Source organism: uncultured Winogradskyella sp. (assembly GCF_963975125.1).
Classification (GTDB): domain Bacteria; phylum Bacteroidota; class Bacteroidia; order Flavobacteriales; family Flavobacteriaceae; genus Winogradskyella.
In genome coordinates, this window is sequence record NZ_CAXBGB010000065.1 from 1 (window position 1) to 18298 (window position 18298).

The window sequence follows — 18298 nt, forward strand, 5'->3', positions numbered from 1 at the left end:
AAATTAGGAGATGTCTCATGGTTTAAACCTATGAAATATACTGGTGTTTGGTGGGAAATGCACTTAGGAAAATCGTCTTGGGATTATGGTATGGAAATGGTTGATGGTAAATGGACTGACACAGGAAAAGCACATGGCAGACATGGAGCCACCACTGAAAATGTAAAGAATTTTATAGATTTTTCTGCCAAGAATAATATTGGTGGAGTTCTGGTAGAAGGTTGGAACACAGGCTGGGAACGTTGGATAGGTTTTGAAGATAGAGAAGGTGTTTTCGATTTTGTAACCACTTATCCCGATTATGATTTAGACGAGGTTATACGTTACGGTAAAGAAAAGGGTGTAGATATAATTATGCATCACGAAACTTCAGCTGCTACAGAAACTTATGAAAAACAACAGGATGCCGCTTATGCTTTAATGCAGAAATACGGGATGCATGCTGTAAAATCTGGCTATGTTGGTAAAATCTTACCAAAAGGAGAATACCATCATGGACAGTATATGGTCAATCAATATAACAACGCAGCTATAAAAGCTGCAAAATATGAAGTTGCGGTTAATGCTCACGAGCCAATAAAAGCTACAGGATTGCGAAGAACGTATCCTAATATTATCTCTCGTGAAGGATTACGAGGGCAAGAATTTAATGCATGGGCAGAAGATGGAGGCAATCCACCAGAACATTTGCCAATTGTTGCATTTACAAGAATGTTAGCTGGCCCAATTGACTTTACACCAGGTATTTTCAATATTAAATTTAATGAATACAAGAAAGAAAATCAGGTTAATACCACTATCGCACAGCAACTCGCATTGTACGTTGTGATTTATAGCCCAATACAAATGGCAGCGGATTTAGTAGAGCATTATGAAGCTAATCCAGAACCTTTACAATTTATAAAAGACGTCGGAGTAGACTGGGAAAAGACTAAAGTTATAAACGGTGAAATAGGTGATTATGTTACTATTGCTAGAAAAGAAAGAGGAACGGGTTATTGGTTTGTAGGTGGTATCACTGATGAAAATTCTATTACACACAAATTGATTTTCGATTTCTTAGACGATAATGAAACCTACGAAGCCATCATATACAGAGATGGTGATGATGCACATTGGAATGACAATCCTTTAGACTTAATTATAGAAAAAACAGAATTAAATAAAAATTCAAAACTGACACTAAAATTAGCTCAGGGTGGCGGTTTTGCTATAAGTCTAAAAAAGAAATAATTTTTAACTATTTAAGTAACAAAAGCAACGTAAGGAAGTCTTGTTTATATCGACTACTTTAAATATTTGTAACTTTGCTTATAGAAAAAAATTACGATTTGGACATTAACGATAATATAGAATCACCTCTTATACTTAAGGTTAGTTTCAATAAATTATTAAGTCATTACGAAGATTTAATCCGTGCTGATAATGATTTCATTGCAGCTAATGCACGTCGTGTACTAAAAATAGCAGAAGAAAATCCAATATTAAGAGACGGATTTAGCGACTTAGAGGTATTTAATACACATGAAAAAGAAATTGAAGGCATACTTCAAGATGCTTTTAGTCCTATTCTTACTAAAAATGAGATTAAGACTGCTTCTGTACCCTTTCATAATATTATTTTCAATTCATCAGAGCGTTTTAAGTCTATTCTAAAAACTGCAGGAAACGATTTTGAGTTAGAAATAAAAAATATGCCCACAGACCAGAGGTATATTATTGCATGTACCATTATTTTAAATTTTTGTTACGGCTACAATCTTAATTTTAAGCGACCATTTTTTTACGAAATCCCAGATGCTGATGGCGTAATGCGCTACTATAAAATATTGTATAACGCAGATTTTAATGAGATTATTCCTAAGGATAGTGCACCAAAAATAACACATGCAGATTATGAGGAGTTGTTAGATAATTTTGAAAATATTGAGCTATGGAAAGAAAAGTTTCCTTTAAACAGTTATGAGTTTAAAGGCTTTGTAATTTCAAATATTTTTGATGTTACGGATGACCAGTCTATTTCGAATATTAAATCAACACTAATAGGTGAAGATAAACGAAAGAATGAAGGTTTTATGGGGAACTTTCATAATATTTTCCGTTCACTTTTAGGTCTTAATAATATTAAAGTAGGCTTTTCTATTTATAACGATGAAGAAGATACTTTTGAGAGAGTTTATGGCGTTGGGATGGAGAGTTATTTATTAAATAAAAACACGAGTCTTAAATGTTCTGAGACAATGTGTAGCTGGTCTTATAAGACTTTAATGAAAGACAAAAAATTCTATGCGATTTCTGATGTCGATAAATTCTTTAAGTTATCAAAAGGTAAAGCCCCACAATATAAGACACTAAAAGATCAAGGAGTAAAGAGTGCAATTTTAGCACCTATTGCTAATGAGAGTGGTTTAATGGGTATTCTAGAAATTGTTTCAGAAAAACCGTATGTACTCAATAGTATTAATGCAAATAAGTTAGTAGATGTAATGCCTTTTATTGTTTCTGCTGTTGAGCGTTCTAAGAATGAAGAAGAGAATTTAATTGAGGCAATTATTCAAAAGGAGTGTACTTCAATACATCCTAGTGTACACTGGAGGTTTGAAAAAGAGGCAAGGCAATTTATTAAAGATGACCTTAACGGTAATGAACCTAGTTTTAATAAAATTGCGTTCGAAAATATTTATCCACTTTACGGTCAAATAGATATCAAAGGGTCTTCTGAAGCAAGAAATTGGGCAACTAAACAAGATTTAACATTGCAGTTAAATACTGTGAAAAGTATTTTAGAAGCTGCATTTAAACTTGAAGAGTTACCAATCTATGAGCAATATATTTATCAGATAAAGGACTTTCTTACTGGTCTTGAAATGAATTTTCAAGTAGATAGTGAGCAACAAATATCCACATTCTTTAAAGATGAAATAGATTCAGTTTTAAAGCACTTATATGTAATAGATCAGTTAAGACCTCAATTAGACACCTATTTGGAGAGTATTAATGAAGACTTAGACACACTGTATCATCATAGGAAAGATTATGATGATACTATATCTTTAATTAACAAAGAAATGGCTTCTTTATTAGATGCGAAACAAGTTGAAGCACAACTAATGTATCCACATTATTTTGAACGCTTTAAAACAGATGGTGTAGAGCACAATATGTACATAGGTGAGTCTATCACCAAAGATGATAGCTTTAACCCAGTATATCTTTATAATTTAAGATTGTGGCAATTACAAGTGATGTGCGAAATGGAAAACGCTTATTATCAAATGAAACCTGATTTCCCAATAGCTCTAGATGTAGCATCAATGATTTTGGTTTTTAATCAATCATTATCTATTAGTTTTAGAATGGATGAGAAACAATTTGATGTAGATGGTACTTATAATGCACGCTACGAAATTGTAAAAAAGCGAGTTGATAAAGCTTTTATTAAAGGCACAACAGAACGTGTAACTCAAAAAGGAAAAATCAGTATTGTGTATTCTCAAAAAGAAGATGAAAGAGAATACTTGAGATACATTAAATTTTTACAATCTAAAAAGTATTTAGATAATGATGTAGAGGTTGTAGAACTTCAAGATTTACAGGCTGTTACTGGCTTAAAAGCCATTAGAGTAAGTGTGCTTTACCATAAAGACAAGAATGACAAGGCTTTCTATACTTATGATGATTTAATGAAAGAGATAAAGACCTAAATAAATATTATAATTTAGAACATTGCTGTTTTAGGTATTTGTATACCAGAAAAATGAAAAGCCACCGCAAAAGCAATAACACTTACAATAATGCCTATCATAAATACGGTATAAGTTATACGTAATAGGTTGTACTTTCTATTTAAAACTAGACCTAAGAAATAAAGATCTTTGGTCAGAGAGCCATAAAGGTAATCCCTATCTTTCATCATTTCTTCCATTGCCCATTCAAACTCGACTAGTTTCATTTTATGAAAATTACCGAAGAATAAGAGGTTCACTTTTTTATTAGCAACGTCTTCCTTGGTGAATTTTCCGCCAGTAACATTTGGTCGTGTAGCAAGTACAGACAAAACTATAGAAGTTACCGTAAATAAGGCAAATATTGCTGTTGGCCATATTAAATAATCGTTAGAAGGATTATCTAGCTTAGATACCAGATTTGATAAAACTAAAGATATAATAATGGCATTCACAGACAATAGAATGTTTGCTTTAGTATCTGCAATATCACTTAGCGTAATATGATTACGAAGTGCGACTCTAAACATAGTTTCAATACCACGCTCAGGCAGTTCTATCTTGCTCTTTTTAAAACTGAGCTCATCTTTCTTTTGTTTTAATTTTGCGATGTCTTGGTTGAATTTTTTTTGATCTTTTAATAATTTAGATAAGTTTTTGCCTTTTCCTTTATCCCATTTAGCGGATGCAACATCAGAGAAAAAGCGGTGCTTGGTAGTTAGCCAATTTATATTTTCATTTAGCCATTCAGACTCTGATAATTTTTTGTCACAGGTAAGCTCCCATTCTTTTCTAAGCAATTCACAAATATCCATGTAGTTTTTACTGCCAATATGTGCAGAATCAGCATCTCTAATTATCTTTTCCAATACATTTATTGGTTGGTGATTCATTTCTGTAGCCATAATTAAAACGATAACAGATTGAATAGTGTCTTCCGTGCAATTGTGCTTTTTTAGAAAAGAAGAAGCAATTTTCGAACTTTCTTTTTCATGTGTTTTGGGTCCTTTAATAAAACCAGTATCATGAAACCAAGCAGCTAATTCTAAGAGATTTTTTTCATTATCACTTAAGCCAGAAACTTCAGCAAGTTCTTTAGATTTAGCTACTACTCGTTGCGTATGCGATAAATTGTGATACACAAAAGTAGAGTCTAATTCTTCATTCAAAAGATGAATTACATACTTTTCGGCTTCTAATAAAATGTTTTCCATAAATTGGGAATAGGTGACTAATTTAAGAATTATTTATAACCTTTTTCAATTACTAAAGTAGTAACTTAGCTAAAGTTGATTGTTGTTGCAAAGTAACCCATACTTTAACGACTATTAAATAGACGAAATTTACTCAAGATAATTACACACAGTAAGAACCAAATACTGAAAACAAAACAAATTGTTTTTTTAGATTTAGAATCTAAACCCTATCTTGTATAAAACCTACAGAAAAACTAATTTGTATTTTAACCAACTAACCAGAAATTTTTTTAATGAAAGTATATTATAAGTTTGGTCTTTTTTTGGCTTTTATATTAGTTTTAAACTCCTGTGCAACACTTAAAAAGCAAGTGAAAACTAGTGCTGAAAAGGAAATGCCAACAGATAAAGAAATTGAACACAGTTTTTACCTCATTGGTGATGCTGGTAATTCTAACCTGGGCGAAAGTACAAAAGCACTAAAAGCATTTAAAACAGAACTAGAGAGTGCAAGCAAAAATAGTACTGCCATTTTTCTTGGTGATAATATTTATGATGCAGGTTTACCTAAAACAACAGACGTAGAATATGAGTTGGCAAAGCATCGTATAAAAGTTCAAATAGATGCTGTTAAAAAATTTAAGGGTAAAACTGTTTTTATTCCAGGTAACCACGATTGGTATTCGGGTATTTCTGGTTTAGAAAACCAAGAGAAAATCGTAGAAAAAGCACTTGGAAAAGATAGTTTTTTACCAGAAAATAGCTGCCCAATAGACAAAATACATATCTCAGATGATATAGAACTTATAGTCATTGATACACATTGGTATATCACTAACTGGAACGATCATCCTACGATTAATGACGACTGCCATATTAAGACCAGACAAGGGTTTTTAGATGAATTTAATAGCTTAATAAAAAAGGCTAGAGGCAAAACAACAATAGTAGCCTTGCATCACCCAATGTACACAAATGGGTCTCATGGTGGTCAGTTTAGTTTTGGTAGTCACATGTCTCCGGTTCCAGTACTAGGGACGCTTAAAAATATAATAAGAAGAACAAGTGGAATTGCTAATGTAGATATTCAAAATCCACTGTATAATGAATTGAAGCGTCGTTTGGTCACCTTAGCACAAGCCAATAAGAAAGTAGTTTTTGTTTCTGGTCACGAGCATAATTTGCAATACTTGGTAGAAGATAATCTACATCAAATTGTGTCTGGTTCAGGCTCTAAAGTTTCAGCTGTCCGAAACGTTGGAAGCGGGAAATTTGGGTATGGAACACCTGGTTATGCTAAACTCATTGTGTATAAAGATGGTTCATCTCATGTTACTTTCTATTCTGCTGATGAAGAAAAAGACGTGTTTCAGACTAAAGTTTTTGAACAAAACCAACCCACCAAAATACAATCTCAAAATGATAATTTATCGTCCCATACTTTGGCTTCGATTTATTCCGTTAAAGAAACAGATATTAGTGGATTTGGAAAATTTCTTTGGGGAGATCGCTATAGAAAAGATTACAGCACTAAAATTAAGGCACCAAATGTTATTTTAGATACTTTGTTTGGTGGATTAACACCTGTGAGAAAAGGTGGTGGCAACCAGTCAAAATCATTACGTCTAAAGGATAAAAACGGAGCACAATACGTAATGCGAGCGTTAAGAAAACAAGCGCTTCAGTACTTACAAGCTGTTCTTTTTAAAGATCAATATATCGAAGGTCAATTTAATGATACAGCTACAGAAAAATTAGTATTAGATGTGTTTACTGGAGCGCATCCTTTTGCTCCACTTGTTATCGGTGATTTAGCAGATGCAATTGGTGTATATCATACCAATCCCGTTTTATATTATGTGCCAAAGCAAGAACGATTAGGACAGTACAATGATGAATTTGGAGATGAACTTTATATAATAGAAGAGCACACATCAGAAGGTCATAATAATAAAGCAAGTTTTGGTTTTCAAAATAAATTATTAGATTCTGATGATATGATGAAGAAAATTCACATGGATGAAGATATCATTGTTGATGAAGCTGCCTATATTAGAGCAAGGTTATTTGATATGCTTATTGGTGATTGGGATAGGCACCAAGACCAATGGAGATGGATTGAGTTTAATGAAAAAGGTAAAAAAATTTATAGACCAATGCCTAGAGATCGCGATCAGGCTTTTTCAATTATGTCAGACGGATTTCTGTTAGGAGCTGCTGTAAAGTTAATACCAACAGCACGCTTATTAAGAAAATACTCTGATGATCTAGAAGACGTTAAAGGTGTCAACGTCGAACCATATCCATTAGATATGGAGATTATTACACAATCCGGAAAAGAGGTTTGGGATGCACAAGTAAAATATATTCAAGAGAATGTTACAGATGTTGTAATTGAAAAGGCATTTTTAAATATGCCAAAGGAAGTTCGTGGTAATTCAGTTGAAGATATTAAACGAAAGTTAAAAGCTAGGAGCGTTAATCTACAAAAAATAGCAAATAGATACTATGATTTGGTAAATAAGTATGCTGTGATTAAGGGAACTAATAAAGATGATTGGTTTGATATAGAGCGTATGCCAAATGGACAGACCAAAGTAACAGCCTATCGTATTAAAGGAGAAAAAAAGAAAGACAAGTTTCACGAACGTATCTATAGCAATAATGAGACCAGAGAAATATGGATATATGCTTTAGACGACGATGATGTTTTTAATGTAACAGGTATCGGAGAGCAGTTAATAAAATTAAGATTAATAGGTGGTCAAAATAACGACAAGTATAATATTGAAAATGGAAAACGAGTAACTTATTACGATCATAAGTCTAAGAAAAATACAATTATAACCAATAAGGGTCATAAAAAATTTACGGACGATTACAATACTAACGTTTATGATTACAAAAAATTAAAAAACAATACAACTCAGATTTTGCCGAGTTTAGGTGCCAATCCTGATGATGGTTTAAAAATTGGAGCCAAAGCATTTTTTACTAACTATGGTTTTGAGCGAAACCCGTTTACATCTCAACACCAAATAGCTGCAGCATATTATTTTGCAACAAATGGATTTGATTTAAATTATAAAGGTGAATTCGCTAATATTTTTCATAATGTAAATTTAGGTATAGATGCGCATTTTAACAGCCCTAATTATGCAATTAATTTTTTTGGTTTCGGAAATGAAACACCAAATCCTGAATCAGATGAAGATGATGGAATAGATGTGAACTTAGATTTTAATAGAGTTAAAATAAGAACGTTTAAGGTGATGCCTTCATTAATTTGGCGAGGACGCTTAGGTGCTAGTTTTAGAGTTGGGTTAACATTCGAATCTATTGAGGTCGAACAAACACAAGGGAGATTTATAAATTTATTTGTTGGCGATAATGTAGAAGTTAATAATGATTTTTATGGTGCAAATGCTAAATATAGTTTTGCAAATAAAGATAATGAAGCCTTTCCTAAATTGGGATTTCAAACTTCCTTTGAAGTTGGGTATAAGAATAATGTTGATACTAAAAAGGGATTTGGATATCTTATTCCCGAATTAGGTTTCGATTATAAATTGATACCTAGTGGTCAATTAGTATTAGCAACAAATTTAAGAGCTCATATTAATTTTGGTGATGATTTTGAGTTTTATCAAGGAGCAGTTTTAGGTGGTAAAACAGGATTAAGAGGCTATAGATTTCAAAGGTTTACAGGTAAAACAGCGTTTTCTCAATCAACAGATGTTCGTTGGAATTTTGGAAGCCTTAAAACAGGATTACTCCCAATTCATATTGGTGTTTTTGGTGGTATAGACTATGGTCGTGTTTGGGTAGATAGTGAAGATTCAGACAAATGGAATAATTCCTTTGGTGGAGGATTTTTTGTGAATATGGCAAAGATGATGAGCGCAAATATATCTGCTTTTAATAGCGATGATGGTTTGCGTCTGGCCTTAAAATTTGGCTTTGGCTTTTAATTAATATTAAAACTGTAAATATTACCACCTATCGAGCCATTAAACTCATCTGTGAGTAGTACTTTAGAATTTGTTTTAAAAGAAACACCCTCTTTTTGGGAGTTGTGTTTAAATGATAGTTTTTTAATATCTCCCGAAAAGAAATCGTCACTCTCAAAGTTATTAATTCGCCATAGCTTGTCATGGTTAAGTAGTACAATCGTTTTACCATCATCACTGATGTCGGCAGACGTTATTTTGTTGTTCTTGCCTTCGAGGTTGTAACTAGATCGTAATATGGCTTGATGCTTCCCAATTGTATTCGGAATCATAAAAACGCTAAATTTCTTATTTTCTTTACTTATTAAATAAAATGAATTTTTGAACAAGAAGAAGGCTTCAAAATCTTTTGATTCAATCTTTTTTGGAAGTGTAAATTCTATAATTTCGGCAATAGCAGAAGTTTTAATTAAATCGTCATGTTTAATTTTTAATATTCTAAAAGTTTCTCTTTTTTTGTTATTGTTTCCGAAGTCGCCAATGTAAATATTACATTCTGAATCCGAAGTTAAATCTTCCCAATCTATATTTTTAGTATTGTTTATATCTATAGTTCTTACAATTTGTCCTTTTTCGTTGAGACCAAACAAATTATTACTGTTTCCAGAGTCTTGAATAGTCCATACAATATCAGAGTTTAAACACACCTCTGAAGCAGAAACTTCGGTTAGACTATTAGTTATATCTCCTTCAAAAGTCAGTCTTCCATGAGATCCACAGGAGGTAATAATAAGTACAAGAAATATTAGTCTTTTGAGGTATATCATTGTAATTTTATCCTTTTGAACATTTTACATTGAGTAAACGTAAAGATATTATAATTATTGGAGGCGGAGCCGCAGGTTTTTTTGCTGCCATTAATATTGCAGAACAACACCCCGAATTATCAATTGTTATTTTAGAACGTGGCAAGGAAGGCTTGCAAAAAGTAAAAATTTCTGGTGGTGGACGCTGTAATGTAACGCATGCGGAATTTATCCCATCAGAATTAGTTTTGAATTACCCAAGAGGTGAAAAAGAACTTTTAGGACCTTTTCATAGTTTTATGACAGGAGACACTATAGCTTGGTTCGATGAACGTGGAGTCGAGTTAAAGATTGAGGAGGATGGCAGAATGTTTCCAATGTCTAATACTTCTCAGACCATTATAGATTGTTTTTTAAATGAAGCAAAAAAACATAAGGTTGAAATTTTGTACAATCATTCTGTAAAATCAATTAATACAAGAGAAAACGATTTTTCAATAGAAACCTCACAAGGTGTTCTAGATTGCAATAAAGTTGTGGTTGCGACTGGTAGCAATCCAAAAATTTGGAATTTACTAAAAGATATAGGTCATACCATCATACAACCAGTACCTTCTCTATTTACATTTAATATTAAAGACAAACGCATAAAGGATATACCAGGTGTTGTGGCTAAAAATGTAGAAGTGAAAGTTATAGGAACAAACTTGGTTTCTGAAGGGCCACTTTTATTTACACATGTTGGTATGAGTGCGCCTGCCATTTTAAAATTATCTGCTTTTGGTGCAGTAGAATTAGCAAAGTTTAATTATAATTTTAAAATTGAAGTCAATTTTATTCGATTAGATTTTGAATCTTGTATAGATAAACTCAAAAATTTTAAACATGAGTTTGCCAAAAAAGCGATTGTTAATTCACCACAATTCGATTTGCCTAAACGACTTTGGAAACAATTAGTCTTAGCTTCAAACATAAACGAATCAGAACGTTGGGCAGATATTAATAGACAGCAATTAGAAGCTTTAAGTGCGCAATTAACAGAAGCTATATTTCATGTTACTGGCAAAAGTACTTTCAAAGAAGAATTTGTAACAGCTGGAGGAGTAGATTTAAAGGAAGTAAACTTTAAAACTTTTGAAAGCAAACGGATTCCTAATTTGTTTTTTGCAGGCGAAGTTATAAATATTGATGCCGTTACAGGCGGATTTAATTTTCAAAATGCATGGACAGGTGCTTATATTGTGTCACAATCAATCGCATAATTATGAATACCCATAATTAAGCATTGTCGCATAAAAAAAATAATTATATGGATGTTTCATCTGTCCATTGAAAAACAGTAGATATTAGCACATGAAAACTTACATCGCACTTCTTAGAGGAATTAATGTTGGTGGGCATAAGAAAATCCCAATGGCAGAGTTGAGAGAATTATTGACTAAATCAGGGTTAGAAAACGTAAAAACCTATATTCAGAGTGGTAATGTAATTTTTAAATCTAACATATCTTATAAGCAGCTTCTAGAAGATCTAATTCATAATGCTATCAAAGATAAATTTGGTTTTACAGTGCCAGTTTTGGTAAGAACAAGAGATGATTTAGAGGCTATTTTTGATGATTGTCCTTTCTCTGAAGAAAAAAAAGTAAATAGTTACTTTACAATGCTAAGCGAAATTCCAAATAAAGATTTAGTAGATGAGGCTTCAGAAAAAACATATCCCAATGAAGAATATGTAATTCTTAAGGATTGCATATATTTTTTCTGTTCTATTGGCTATGGTAATGCTAAATTTAATCTTAGTTTTTTCGAACGAAAATTAAAAATCAATGCCACATCAAGAAACTATAAAACAATGGTAAAACTCTTATCTTTGTCCCAGATAAATGACTGATATGACAGCACAAGATTTTATTCTTAAATCATACAATTCTAATGTAGAAAATGGCTCAGTAAAATGGGCCTCTCCAAGTAATATAGCATTGGTAAAATATTGGGGAAAAAAGGAAGGTCAAATCCCAGAAAACCCATCTATAAGTTTTACACTATCAGACTGTAAGACAATTACGCAAGTTACTTTTAGTAAAAAAACAGGAAACAATTTTAGTTTCGATGTTTATTTTGAAGGTGAGAAAAATGAAGCCTTTAAGCCAAAAATCCAAACTTTTTTTGAACGCATTGAAACCTATGTTCCTTTTTTAAAAGATTACTATTTTAAAATTGAAACCTCAAATACATTTCCTCATAGCTCTGGTATAGCATCTTCTGCGTCTGGGATGAGTGCTATTGCATTGTGTCTTATGGATATAGAGCAGTCACTTAGCAAAGTAGAAGTTGATAACGATTATTTCAATCAAAAAGCATCGTTCTTAGCTCGTTTAGGATCTGGTAGTGCTTGTAGAAGTATAGAAGGCGAATTGGTGGTTTGGGGAAATAATGAAAGTGCAGAAGGTTCTGATTTATATGGAGTGAAATTTGATGGAGAATTGCATCCAAATTTCCATGAATATCAAGATGCTATTTTGTTGGTAGATAAAGGCGTAAAACAAGTGAGTAGTACAGTTGGTCATAAATTAATGTTTGATCATCCGTTTGCTAAAGAGCGATTCTCTCAAGCCCATAATAACCTAGCTAAACTTATAGATGTTTTAATATCAGGTGATTTAAAAGCATTCGTAGAAATTGTAGAAAACGAAGCATTAACATTACATGCAATGATGATGACAAGCATGCCATATTTCATTTTAATGAAGCCAAACACTTTAGAGATTATAAATAAAATATGGGAATATAGAGCCAAAAATATGTCTAATATTTGCTTCACTTTAGATGCAGGTGCAAATGTGCATGTTTTGTTTCCAAAAGCTGAAAAAGAACAGGTTTACGAATTCATTAAGAGCGAGTTAGTTGCATATTGCCAAAACGGTCACTATATTTGTGATAGTGTTGGCAATGGTGCCAAACGGTTGTAACCCAATCCAACCACAATAATATTATGAAAGGACCACTATTTTATTCTAAGATTCTTTTATTCGGAGAATACGGAATCATTAAAGACTCTAAAGGCTTATCTATCCCCTATAATTTTTACAATGGCGCATTAAAAGTAGATGAGATACTTTCTCAAGAAGCACAAGATTCTAACAAAAGTTTAAAGCGTTTTGTATTGTATTTAAAGGGCTTAGACGATAATTTGGTTGCTTTTGATAGTGCTACATTACAAAATGATGTAGATGCTGGTATGTATTTCGATTCTTCTATTCCACAAGGTTACGGAGTAGGAAGTAGTGGTGCATTAGTTGCTGCGATTTACGATAAATATGCATCAGATAAAATTACGGTATTAGAGAATTTAACACGCGAGAAGCTTTTAAAGTTAAAAACAATTTTTTCTGAAATGGAATCGTTCTTTCACGGAAAATCTTCTGGTTTAGATCCTTTAAATAGCTATTTAAGTCTTCCTATTTTAATAAATTCTAAAGATAATATTGAAGCAACTGGCATTCCATCTCAAAAAACTGAAGGCAAAGGAGCTGTATTTTTATTAGACAGTGGTATTGTGGGTGAAACAGCACCTATGGTAAGTATTTTTATGGAAAACATGAAAAATGAAGGTTTCCGTAGTATGCTTAAAGACCAATTTATAAAACATACCGATGCTTGTGTAGATGATTTTTTAAAAGGTGATATTAAATCCTTATTTAAAAATACAAAGCAATTGTCTAAAGTGGTATTAAACAACTTTAAACCAATGATACCAAAGCAATTTCATGAACTTTGGAAAAAAGGAATAGAAACCAATGACTATTATCTAAAACTTTGTGGTTCTGGAGGTGGAGGTTATATTCTTGGGTTTACGGAGAATATTGATAGAGCTAAAGAAGCTTTAAGAGGTGAGAAATTAGAAGTGGTTTACAACTTTTAATCTGTTATCCTGAACTTGATTTACCTCGTTGAATGCTTCGATTTCAAATTATCATACAAATTTTAGTTTATGTTATCAAGAAGACAGAAGCACATTATTCTAAAGTTTTTCAGCCTGTTTTCTGTAGTTCGCGGCTATAACATTCTTGTTATTGTTATTGCTCAATATTTAGCTTCAGTATACATATTCGCGCACGATAAACCTGTTAAATCTGTCCTTTTAGATTTGAATCTTTTAATGCTAGTTTTAGCATCTTCAGCAACGATTGCTGCTGGTTATATTATTAATAATTTCTACGATTCAGAAAAAGATTTAATAAATAAACCAAGAAAGACGATGTTAGATAGATTAGTAAGTCAGAATACTAAGCTATCATTCTATTTTGTGCTCAATTTTTTAGCAGCGGTTTTTGCTAGTTATGTGTCTTTTAAAGCCGTAATGTTTTTTGCGTTTTACATCTTTGCTATTTGGTTTTATTCACATCGTTTAAAGAAACAGCCAATTACAGGGAATATTGTATCAGCTACTCTCACAGTAACTCCATTTTTTGCAATTTTTATTTATTATCAAAATTTTGAAAAAGTAATTTTTGCGCATGCACTTTTTTTATTCCTATTAGTATCCATGCGTGAGTTAACTAAAGATTTAGAAAATATTAAAGGAGATTTAGCCTTAAATTACCGAACAGTTCCTGTGGTTTATGGAGAAATCACATCTAAACTAATGCTCTCTGTTGTAGCTGTTTTTACCATTGTTACCGCTATTGCACTTATCTTGTTTTTTAAGATAGGGTATATGTATTATTTCTTTTATTTAAGTGTAATGTTGCTCGTCGTTTTTCTACTTATACTCTGGAAATCGAATAAGAAAACGCATTATTTACTACTTCATAATATTCTTAAATTTATTATTGTATTAGGCGTATTTTCTATTTTATTAATTGACATATCTGTTGTTTTAAACCGCATATAAATGAAACGAGCATGATAAATATTTTATCTTATACGAAAATATCTCATTGCGAGTTCTATGTGACACTAAATAATAATATTTACACATGAATACAATACTAAAAATTGCCATGGCACAAATCGCACCAGTATGGTTAGATAAAAATGCCACTTTGCAGAAAATTAAAAATTCAATAATTGAGGCAGCTAAAGAAAATTGTGAGCTCGTTGTGTTTGGTGAAGCATTATTGCCAGGTTATCCCTTTTGGTTAGCATTAACAGGTGGTGCAGAATGGGACAAAACAGTGAATAAGCAATTGCATGCCCATTATGTTAGTAATTCTATCTGTATAGAAAAAGGAGAACTAGATGCTATTTGTAAATTGGCAAAAGAGCTTAGCATTGCTATTTATTTAGGTATTATAGAGCGACCAACAGACAGAGGTGGTCATAGTATCTATGCATCTTTAGTTTATATTAATGAACAAGGTGATGTAAAATCTGTACATAGAAAACTTCAACCCACTTACGATGAGCGCTTAACATGGGCTCCTGGTGACGGAAACGGTTTGCAAGTTCATCCATTAAAAGCATTTACAGTTGGCGGACTTAACTGCTGGGAAAACTGGATGCCATTGCCAAGAACCGCTTTGTATGGGCAAGGTGAGAACCTACATATTGCAGTTTGGCCAGGTAACGATTATAACACTAAAGATATTACCCGTTTTATTGCCAGAGAATCACGTTCTTATGTAGTGTCGGTTTCTAGTTTAATGTCTAAAACAGATTTTCCAAATAATACTCCGCACATAGACACCATCTTAAAAAACGCTCCAAACACTTTAGCTAATGGTGGCAGTTGTATCGCAGGACCAGATGGCGAGTGGATTGTAGAACCCGTATTACATAGAGAAGGTCTAATAGTTCAATCTATAGATTTTAATCGTGTGTTAGAAGAAAGACAAAATTTTGATCCTGTCGGACATTATTCTAGACCAGATGTCACTAAATTAATTGTAAATATTGAACGACAAACAACTGTGGAAATTAAGTAATTGATAAACAAGCTTGTCAATCCGAGTGAATTTTGTCTTTTTTAGAATACAAAAAAAGTATAGAGAATAAACATCACTAGTTTTCCAATAAAATTTTCTTTCGAAAATCACTCTAACTGACGTTAGTACATGTAAACTATTGTTATACCTTTGCAAAAAAATGAAATATGAGCAAACATCAAGATAGCAAGGGAAAAGGAAAACCTTTAGGAAAAGGAAATGCTAGCAGTAAAACAAAAAGTTTTGTCAAAGGAAATGCTCCATTCAAGAAAAAAGCTAAACAACAAAAATCATCTAATCCAGATGAGATTCGTTTAAATAAATATATTGCAAATTCTGGTATGTGTTCGCGCCGAGAAGCAGATGAGAATATTGCAATTGGTTTAGTTTCTGTTAATGGTACAATTATAACCGAAATGGGCTATAAAGTTAAACGTACAGACGAAGTTCGTTTTGATGGCAGACGTATTACACCAGAAGCAAAAGCTTATGTTTTATTAAACAAACCAAAAGGATTTGCTACAACCAATGCAGAGGGTAAGGGCAGAACTGTAATGGATTTGGTTGCTAATGCTACTAGTGCTAATATTAAGCCAATAGGACGTTTAGGAAGAAATTCTTTAGGCTTATTATTGTTTACTAATGATGAAATTATAGCTCAGAAATTCACCAATTCTAAAAATGGTGTTGCTCGATTATTTCAAGTAGAACTTGATAAAAACTTAAAGTTTGAAGATTTTAAAAAAATTCAAGAGGGCTTTAAGGTTGAAGGCAAACTAGTTGCCGTTGATGAGATAAGTTATATTCAGGGTGAATCTAAAAACCAAGTAGGTATAAAAATTAAAAACACAGGAAATACTATTCTGCGAACTATATTTGATACCCTTAATTACGATATTGTAAAGATAGATTGTGTTTCTATCGGTCACCTCACTAAAAAAGACATTCCTCGTGGACACTGGAAACACCTTACAGAACAAGAGGTGAATACCCTAAAAATGCTTTAGTTTGCCTTTTTTACTTCAACAGTATAGGTGGAAATTAAATCATTTCTAATATATAAATGGACATCAAAAAATCCTGTAGAATTAAACAGGTATTCTAAGGTTAAAAACTGATTGTTAATTATAGTTGTAATGGTTTCTGTTTTCAATGTTTTAAAATCATTATTAATAAAAAAGTGAACATCTTTTTTGCTTATAATCTTTAATTATTGATATCTCTCAACTAATTTGGGTTATTAATCTTCTGTAAGATGCTATTTGTTTGGTTTTTTACGTTTTTTATTTCATTAATGAATGAATAATGAGCAAACCCTTTAATGTCAGTTAAACTAATAAAGCCTGACGTCAACTTTTTTTCATCTATATCAATCCAGATCGAATTAACAAGATTTGAATTCTGGCGTCCAAAGACTAGATAATCATCTGAAAACCTTGACACTTTGTCTGAATATACTTCTGAATAAAATTTAGAATTTTCCCTTTCAATATCTTGTATTGCAATTAAAGACATAAGCATTTCATTAAATTCCCTTGAGAAAAGGTCAATATTTCCTGACGCAATTAATGTATTCATTGTATTTCTGTTATAATTAAAACGCATATTTAATTCTGGATCGAATTCATCTCTTGCAATTTTTATAATGGTGTCGATTGGTGTTTCTGGGCCTAAAAATCGCTTTTGTTGGATATTTAATACTTTTAAGATATTGTTATTTTCTATTATCAATTTACCCAACATGAGCGTATCTAAAGAGAGGTCGTTGATTAAAGAATTTTTATATGCAGTTCTTAATTTATATTTCTTTTTATTTTCATTCCAATTATTGATTTGTAAAGCAATCAAAATCCCAATAACGACAAGCACAATTTCTCCAATGGCGTATTTTAGATACTTTCCTGTTTTGTTTTTTTTCATAAGGTCGTAACGTATTTTCCTAAAAATTTTTATCATTGGTTAATAGGTTGGTTATAATGAAGCACAACGAGTTATATTAAGCAAAATACACACCTTAATCCTATTTATTTAATTTATCGTTTTCATTTTAAACGCTCGACTTCTTTAATTCTAATTCATAATCATCTTTGTTATTTCTTTTGTTTTGCAGCAATCCAATCGTTAATTTTATTTTCGAGTAGTGCGAGCGGAATAGATCCTGTTTCGAGTATTTGATTATGGAACTCTCTTATATCAAAGTTTTCACCCAATTGCTTTTCTGCATTAGCTCTTAATTCTCTTATTTTCAATTGTCCTATTTTATAAGATAATGCTTGCCCTGGATTTGCCATATAGCGCTCAATTTCAGAAGTTATACTCGCTTCACCTTCAGCTTCATTATCTAAAGAATACTGTATTGCTTTCTCTCTACTCCATCCTTTGGCATGTATGCCAGTGTCTACAACTAATCTTATGGCTCTGTGCATTTCCATTCCTAACATTCCGAAATATTGATAAGGATCAGTGTACAATCCTAATTCTTTCCCTAAACTTTCTGTATATAATGCCCAACCTTCGCCATAGGCACTATACCATAATGTTTTTCTAAAGTCTGGTAACTCTGTATTTTCTTGGGTCATTGAAATTTGATAATGATGTCCTGGTATGGCTTCGTGTAAAAACAAGGCTTCATCCGAAAATACATTATATGTTGAAGCATCTGGTATAGGAACATAAAAAACACCTGGTCTTT

Annotated in this window: 15 protein-coding genes; 10 read left to right on the top strand and 5 right to left on the bottom strand. The window is 32.1% G+C overall.

Annotated elements, in window-relative coordinates; all coding sequences use genetic code 11:
* Positions 1-1233 (top strand): glycoside hydrolase family 97 catalytic domain-containing protein (locus tag AAC053_RS10150; protein ID WP_339755904.1); only part of this gene is annotated, 1233 nt, incomplete at its 5' end.
* A gap of 98 nt (positions 1234-1331) precedes the next feature.
* The gene (locus AAC053_RS10155; protein ID WP_339755944.1) at positions 1332-3704 is read left to right on the top strand and encodes a GAF domain-containing protein; all 2373 of its coding nucleotides are present in this window, start codon (positions 1332-1334) and stop codon (positions 3702-3704) included.
* A gap of 14 nt (positions 3705-3718) precedes the next feature.
* Here the strand turns inward: AAC053_RS10155 and AAC053_RS10160 are convergent, their stop codons facing one another.
* Positions 3719-4939, bottom strand: coding sequence for a Pycsar system effector family protein (locus AAC053_RS10160; RefSeq protein ID WP_339755907.1), 1221 nt, complete (start codon positions 4937-4939; stop codon positions 3719-3721).
* Positions 4940-5214: 275 nt separating this feature from the next.
* On the opposite strand from AAC053_RS10160, the gene AAC053_RS10165 reads away from it, so the two are divergent.
* A complete protein-coding gene (locus AAC053_RS10165) occupies positions 5215-8892 on the top strand; it encodes a metallophosphoesterase (protein ID WP_339755911.1) in 3678 nt (1225 codons plus the stop codon).
* Here the strand turns inward: AAC053_RS10165 and AAC053_RS10170 are convergent.
* On the bottom strand, positions 8889-9698 hold the full coding sequence (locus tag AAC053_RS10170; RefSeq protein WP_339755914.1) for a hypothetical protein: 810 nt from the start codon (positions 9696-9698) through the stop codon (positions 8889-8891). The two genes, AAC053_RS10165 and AAC053_RS10170, sit on opposite strands and share 4 nt — an antisense overlap.
* Positions 9699-9727: 29 nt before the next feature.
* Between AAC053_RS10170 and AAC053_RS10175 the strand changes: the two genes are divergently transcribed.
* The 7 genes from AAC053_RS10175 (at position 9728) to AAC053_RS10205 (ending at position 16613) form a co-directional block, all read left to right on the top strand.
* Positions 9728-10939, top strand: coding sequence for an NAD(P)/FAD-dependent oxidoreductase (locus AAC053_RS10175; protein WP_339755916.1), 1212 nt, complete (start codon positions 9728-9730; stop codon positions 10937-10939).
* A gap of 91 nt (positions 10940-11030) precedes the next feature.
* Positions 11031-11570 (top strand): DUF1697 domain-containing protein, encoded by a 540-nt coding sequence (locus AAC053_RS10180; protein ID WP_339755919.1) that lies wholly within the window; start codon positions 11031-11033, stop codon positions 11568-11570.
* Position 11571: 1 nt separating this feature from the next.
* Positions 11572-12648 carry a diphosphomevalonate decarboxylase gene (locus AAC053_RS10185; protein ID WP_339755922.1) on the top strand — a complete coding sequence of 359 codons (1077 nt, stop codon included), beginning with the start codon at positions 11572-11574 and terminating at the stop codon, positions 12646-12648.
* A 23-nt stretch (positions 12649-12671) separates the two neighbouring features.
* A complete protein-coding gene (locus AAC053_RS10190; RefSeq protein WP_339755925.1) occupies positions 12672-13601 on the top strand; it encodes a mevalonate kinase in 930 nt (309 codons plus the stop codon).
* A gap of 69 nt (positions 13602-13670) precedes the next feature.
* Positions 13671-14573: a geranylgeranylglycerol-phosphate geranylgeranyltransferase gene (locus AAC053_RS10195; RefSeq protein ID WP_339755928.1), complete on the top strand. Its 903-nt coding sequence runs from the start codon at positions 13671-13673 to the stop codon at positions 14571-14573.
* 85 nt (positions 14574-14658) lie between these two features.
* Positions 14659-15606, top strand: coding sequence for a carbon-nitrogen hydrolase family protein (locus tag AAC053_RS10200; RefSeq protein ID WP_339755931.1), 948 nt, complete (start codon positions 14659-14661; stop codon positions 15604-15606).
* A 167-nt stretch (positions 15607-15773) separates the two neighbouring features.
* Positions 15774-16613: a pseudouridine synthase gene (locus AAC053_RS10205; RefSeq protein WP_339755933.1), complete on the top strand. Its 840-nt coding sequence runs from the start codon at positions 15774-15776 to the stop codon at positions 16611-16613.
* On the opposite strand, the gene AAC053_RS10210 is transcribed toward AAC053_RS10205, so the two are convergent.
* The 3 genes from AAC053_RS10210 to AAC053_RS10220 all read right to left on the bottom strand — a co-directional run.
* The gene (locus AAC053_RS10210; RefSeq protein ID WP_339755937.1) at positions 16610-16759 is read right to left on the bottom strand and encodes a hypothetical protein; all 150 of its coding nucleotides are present in this window, start codon (positions 16757-16759) and stop codon (positions 16610-16612) included. The genes AAC053_RS10205 and AAC053_RS10210 overlap by 4 nt on opposite strands.
* A 74-nt stretch (positions 16760-16833) precedes the next feature.
* Positions 16834-17526 carry a DUF6090 family protein gene (locus AAC053_RS10215; RefSeq protein ID WP_339755939.1) on the bottom strand — a complete coding sequence of 231 codons (693 nt, stop codon included), beginning with the start codon at positions 17524-17526 and terminating at the stop codon, positions 16834-16836.
* A 170-nt stretch (positions 17527-17696) separates the two neighbouring features.
* A partial coding sequence (locus AAC053_RS10220; RefSeq protein WP_339755941.1) for a DUF885 domain-containing protein occupies positions 17697-18298 on the bottom strand: 602 nt, incomplete at its 5' end.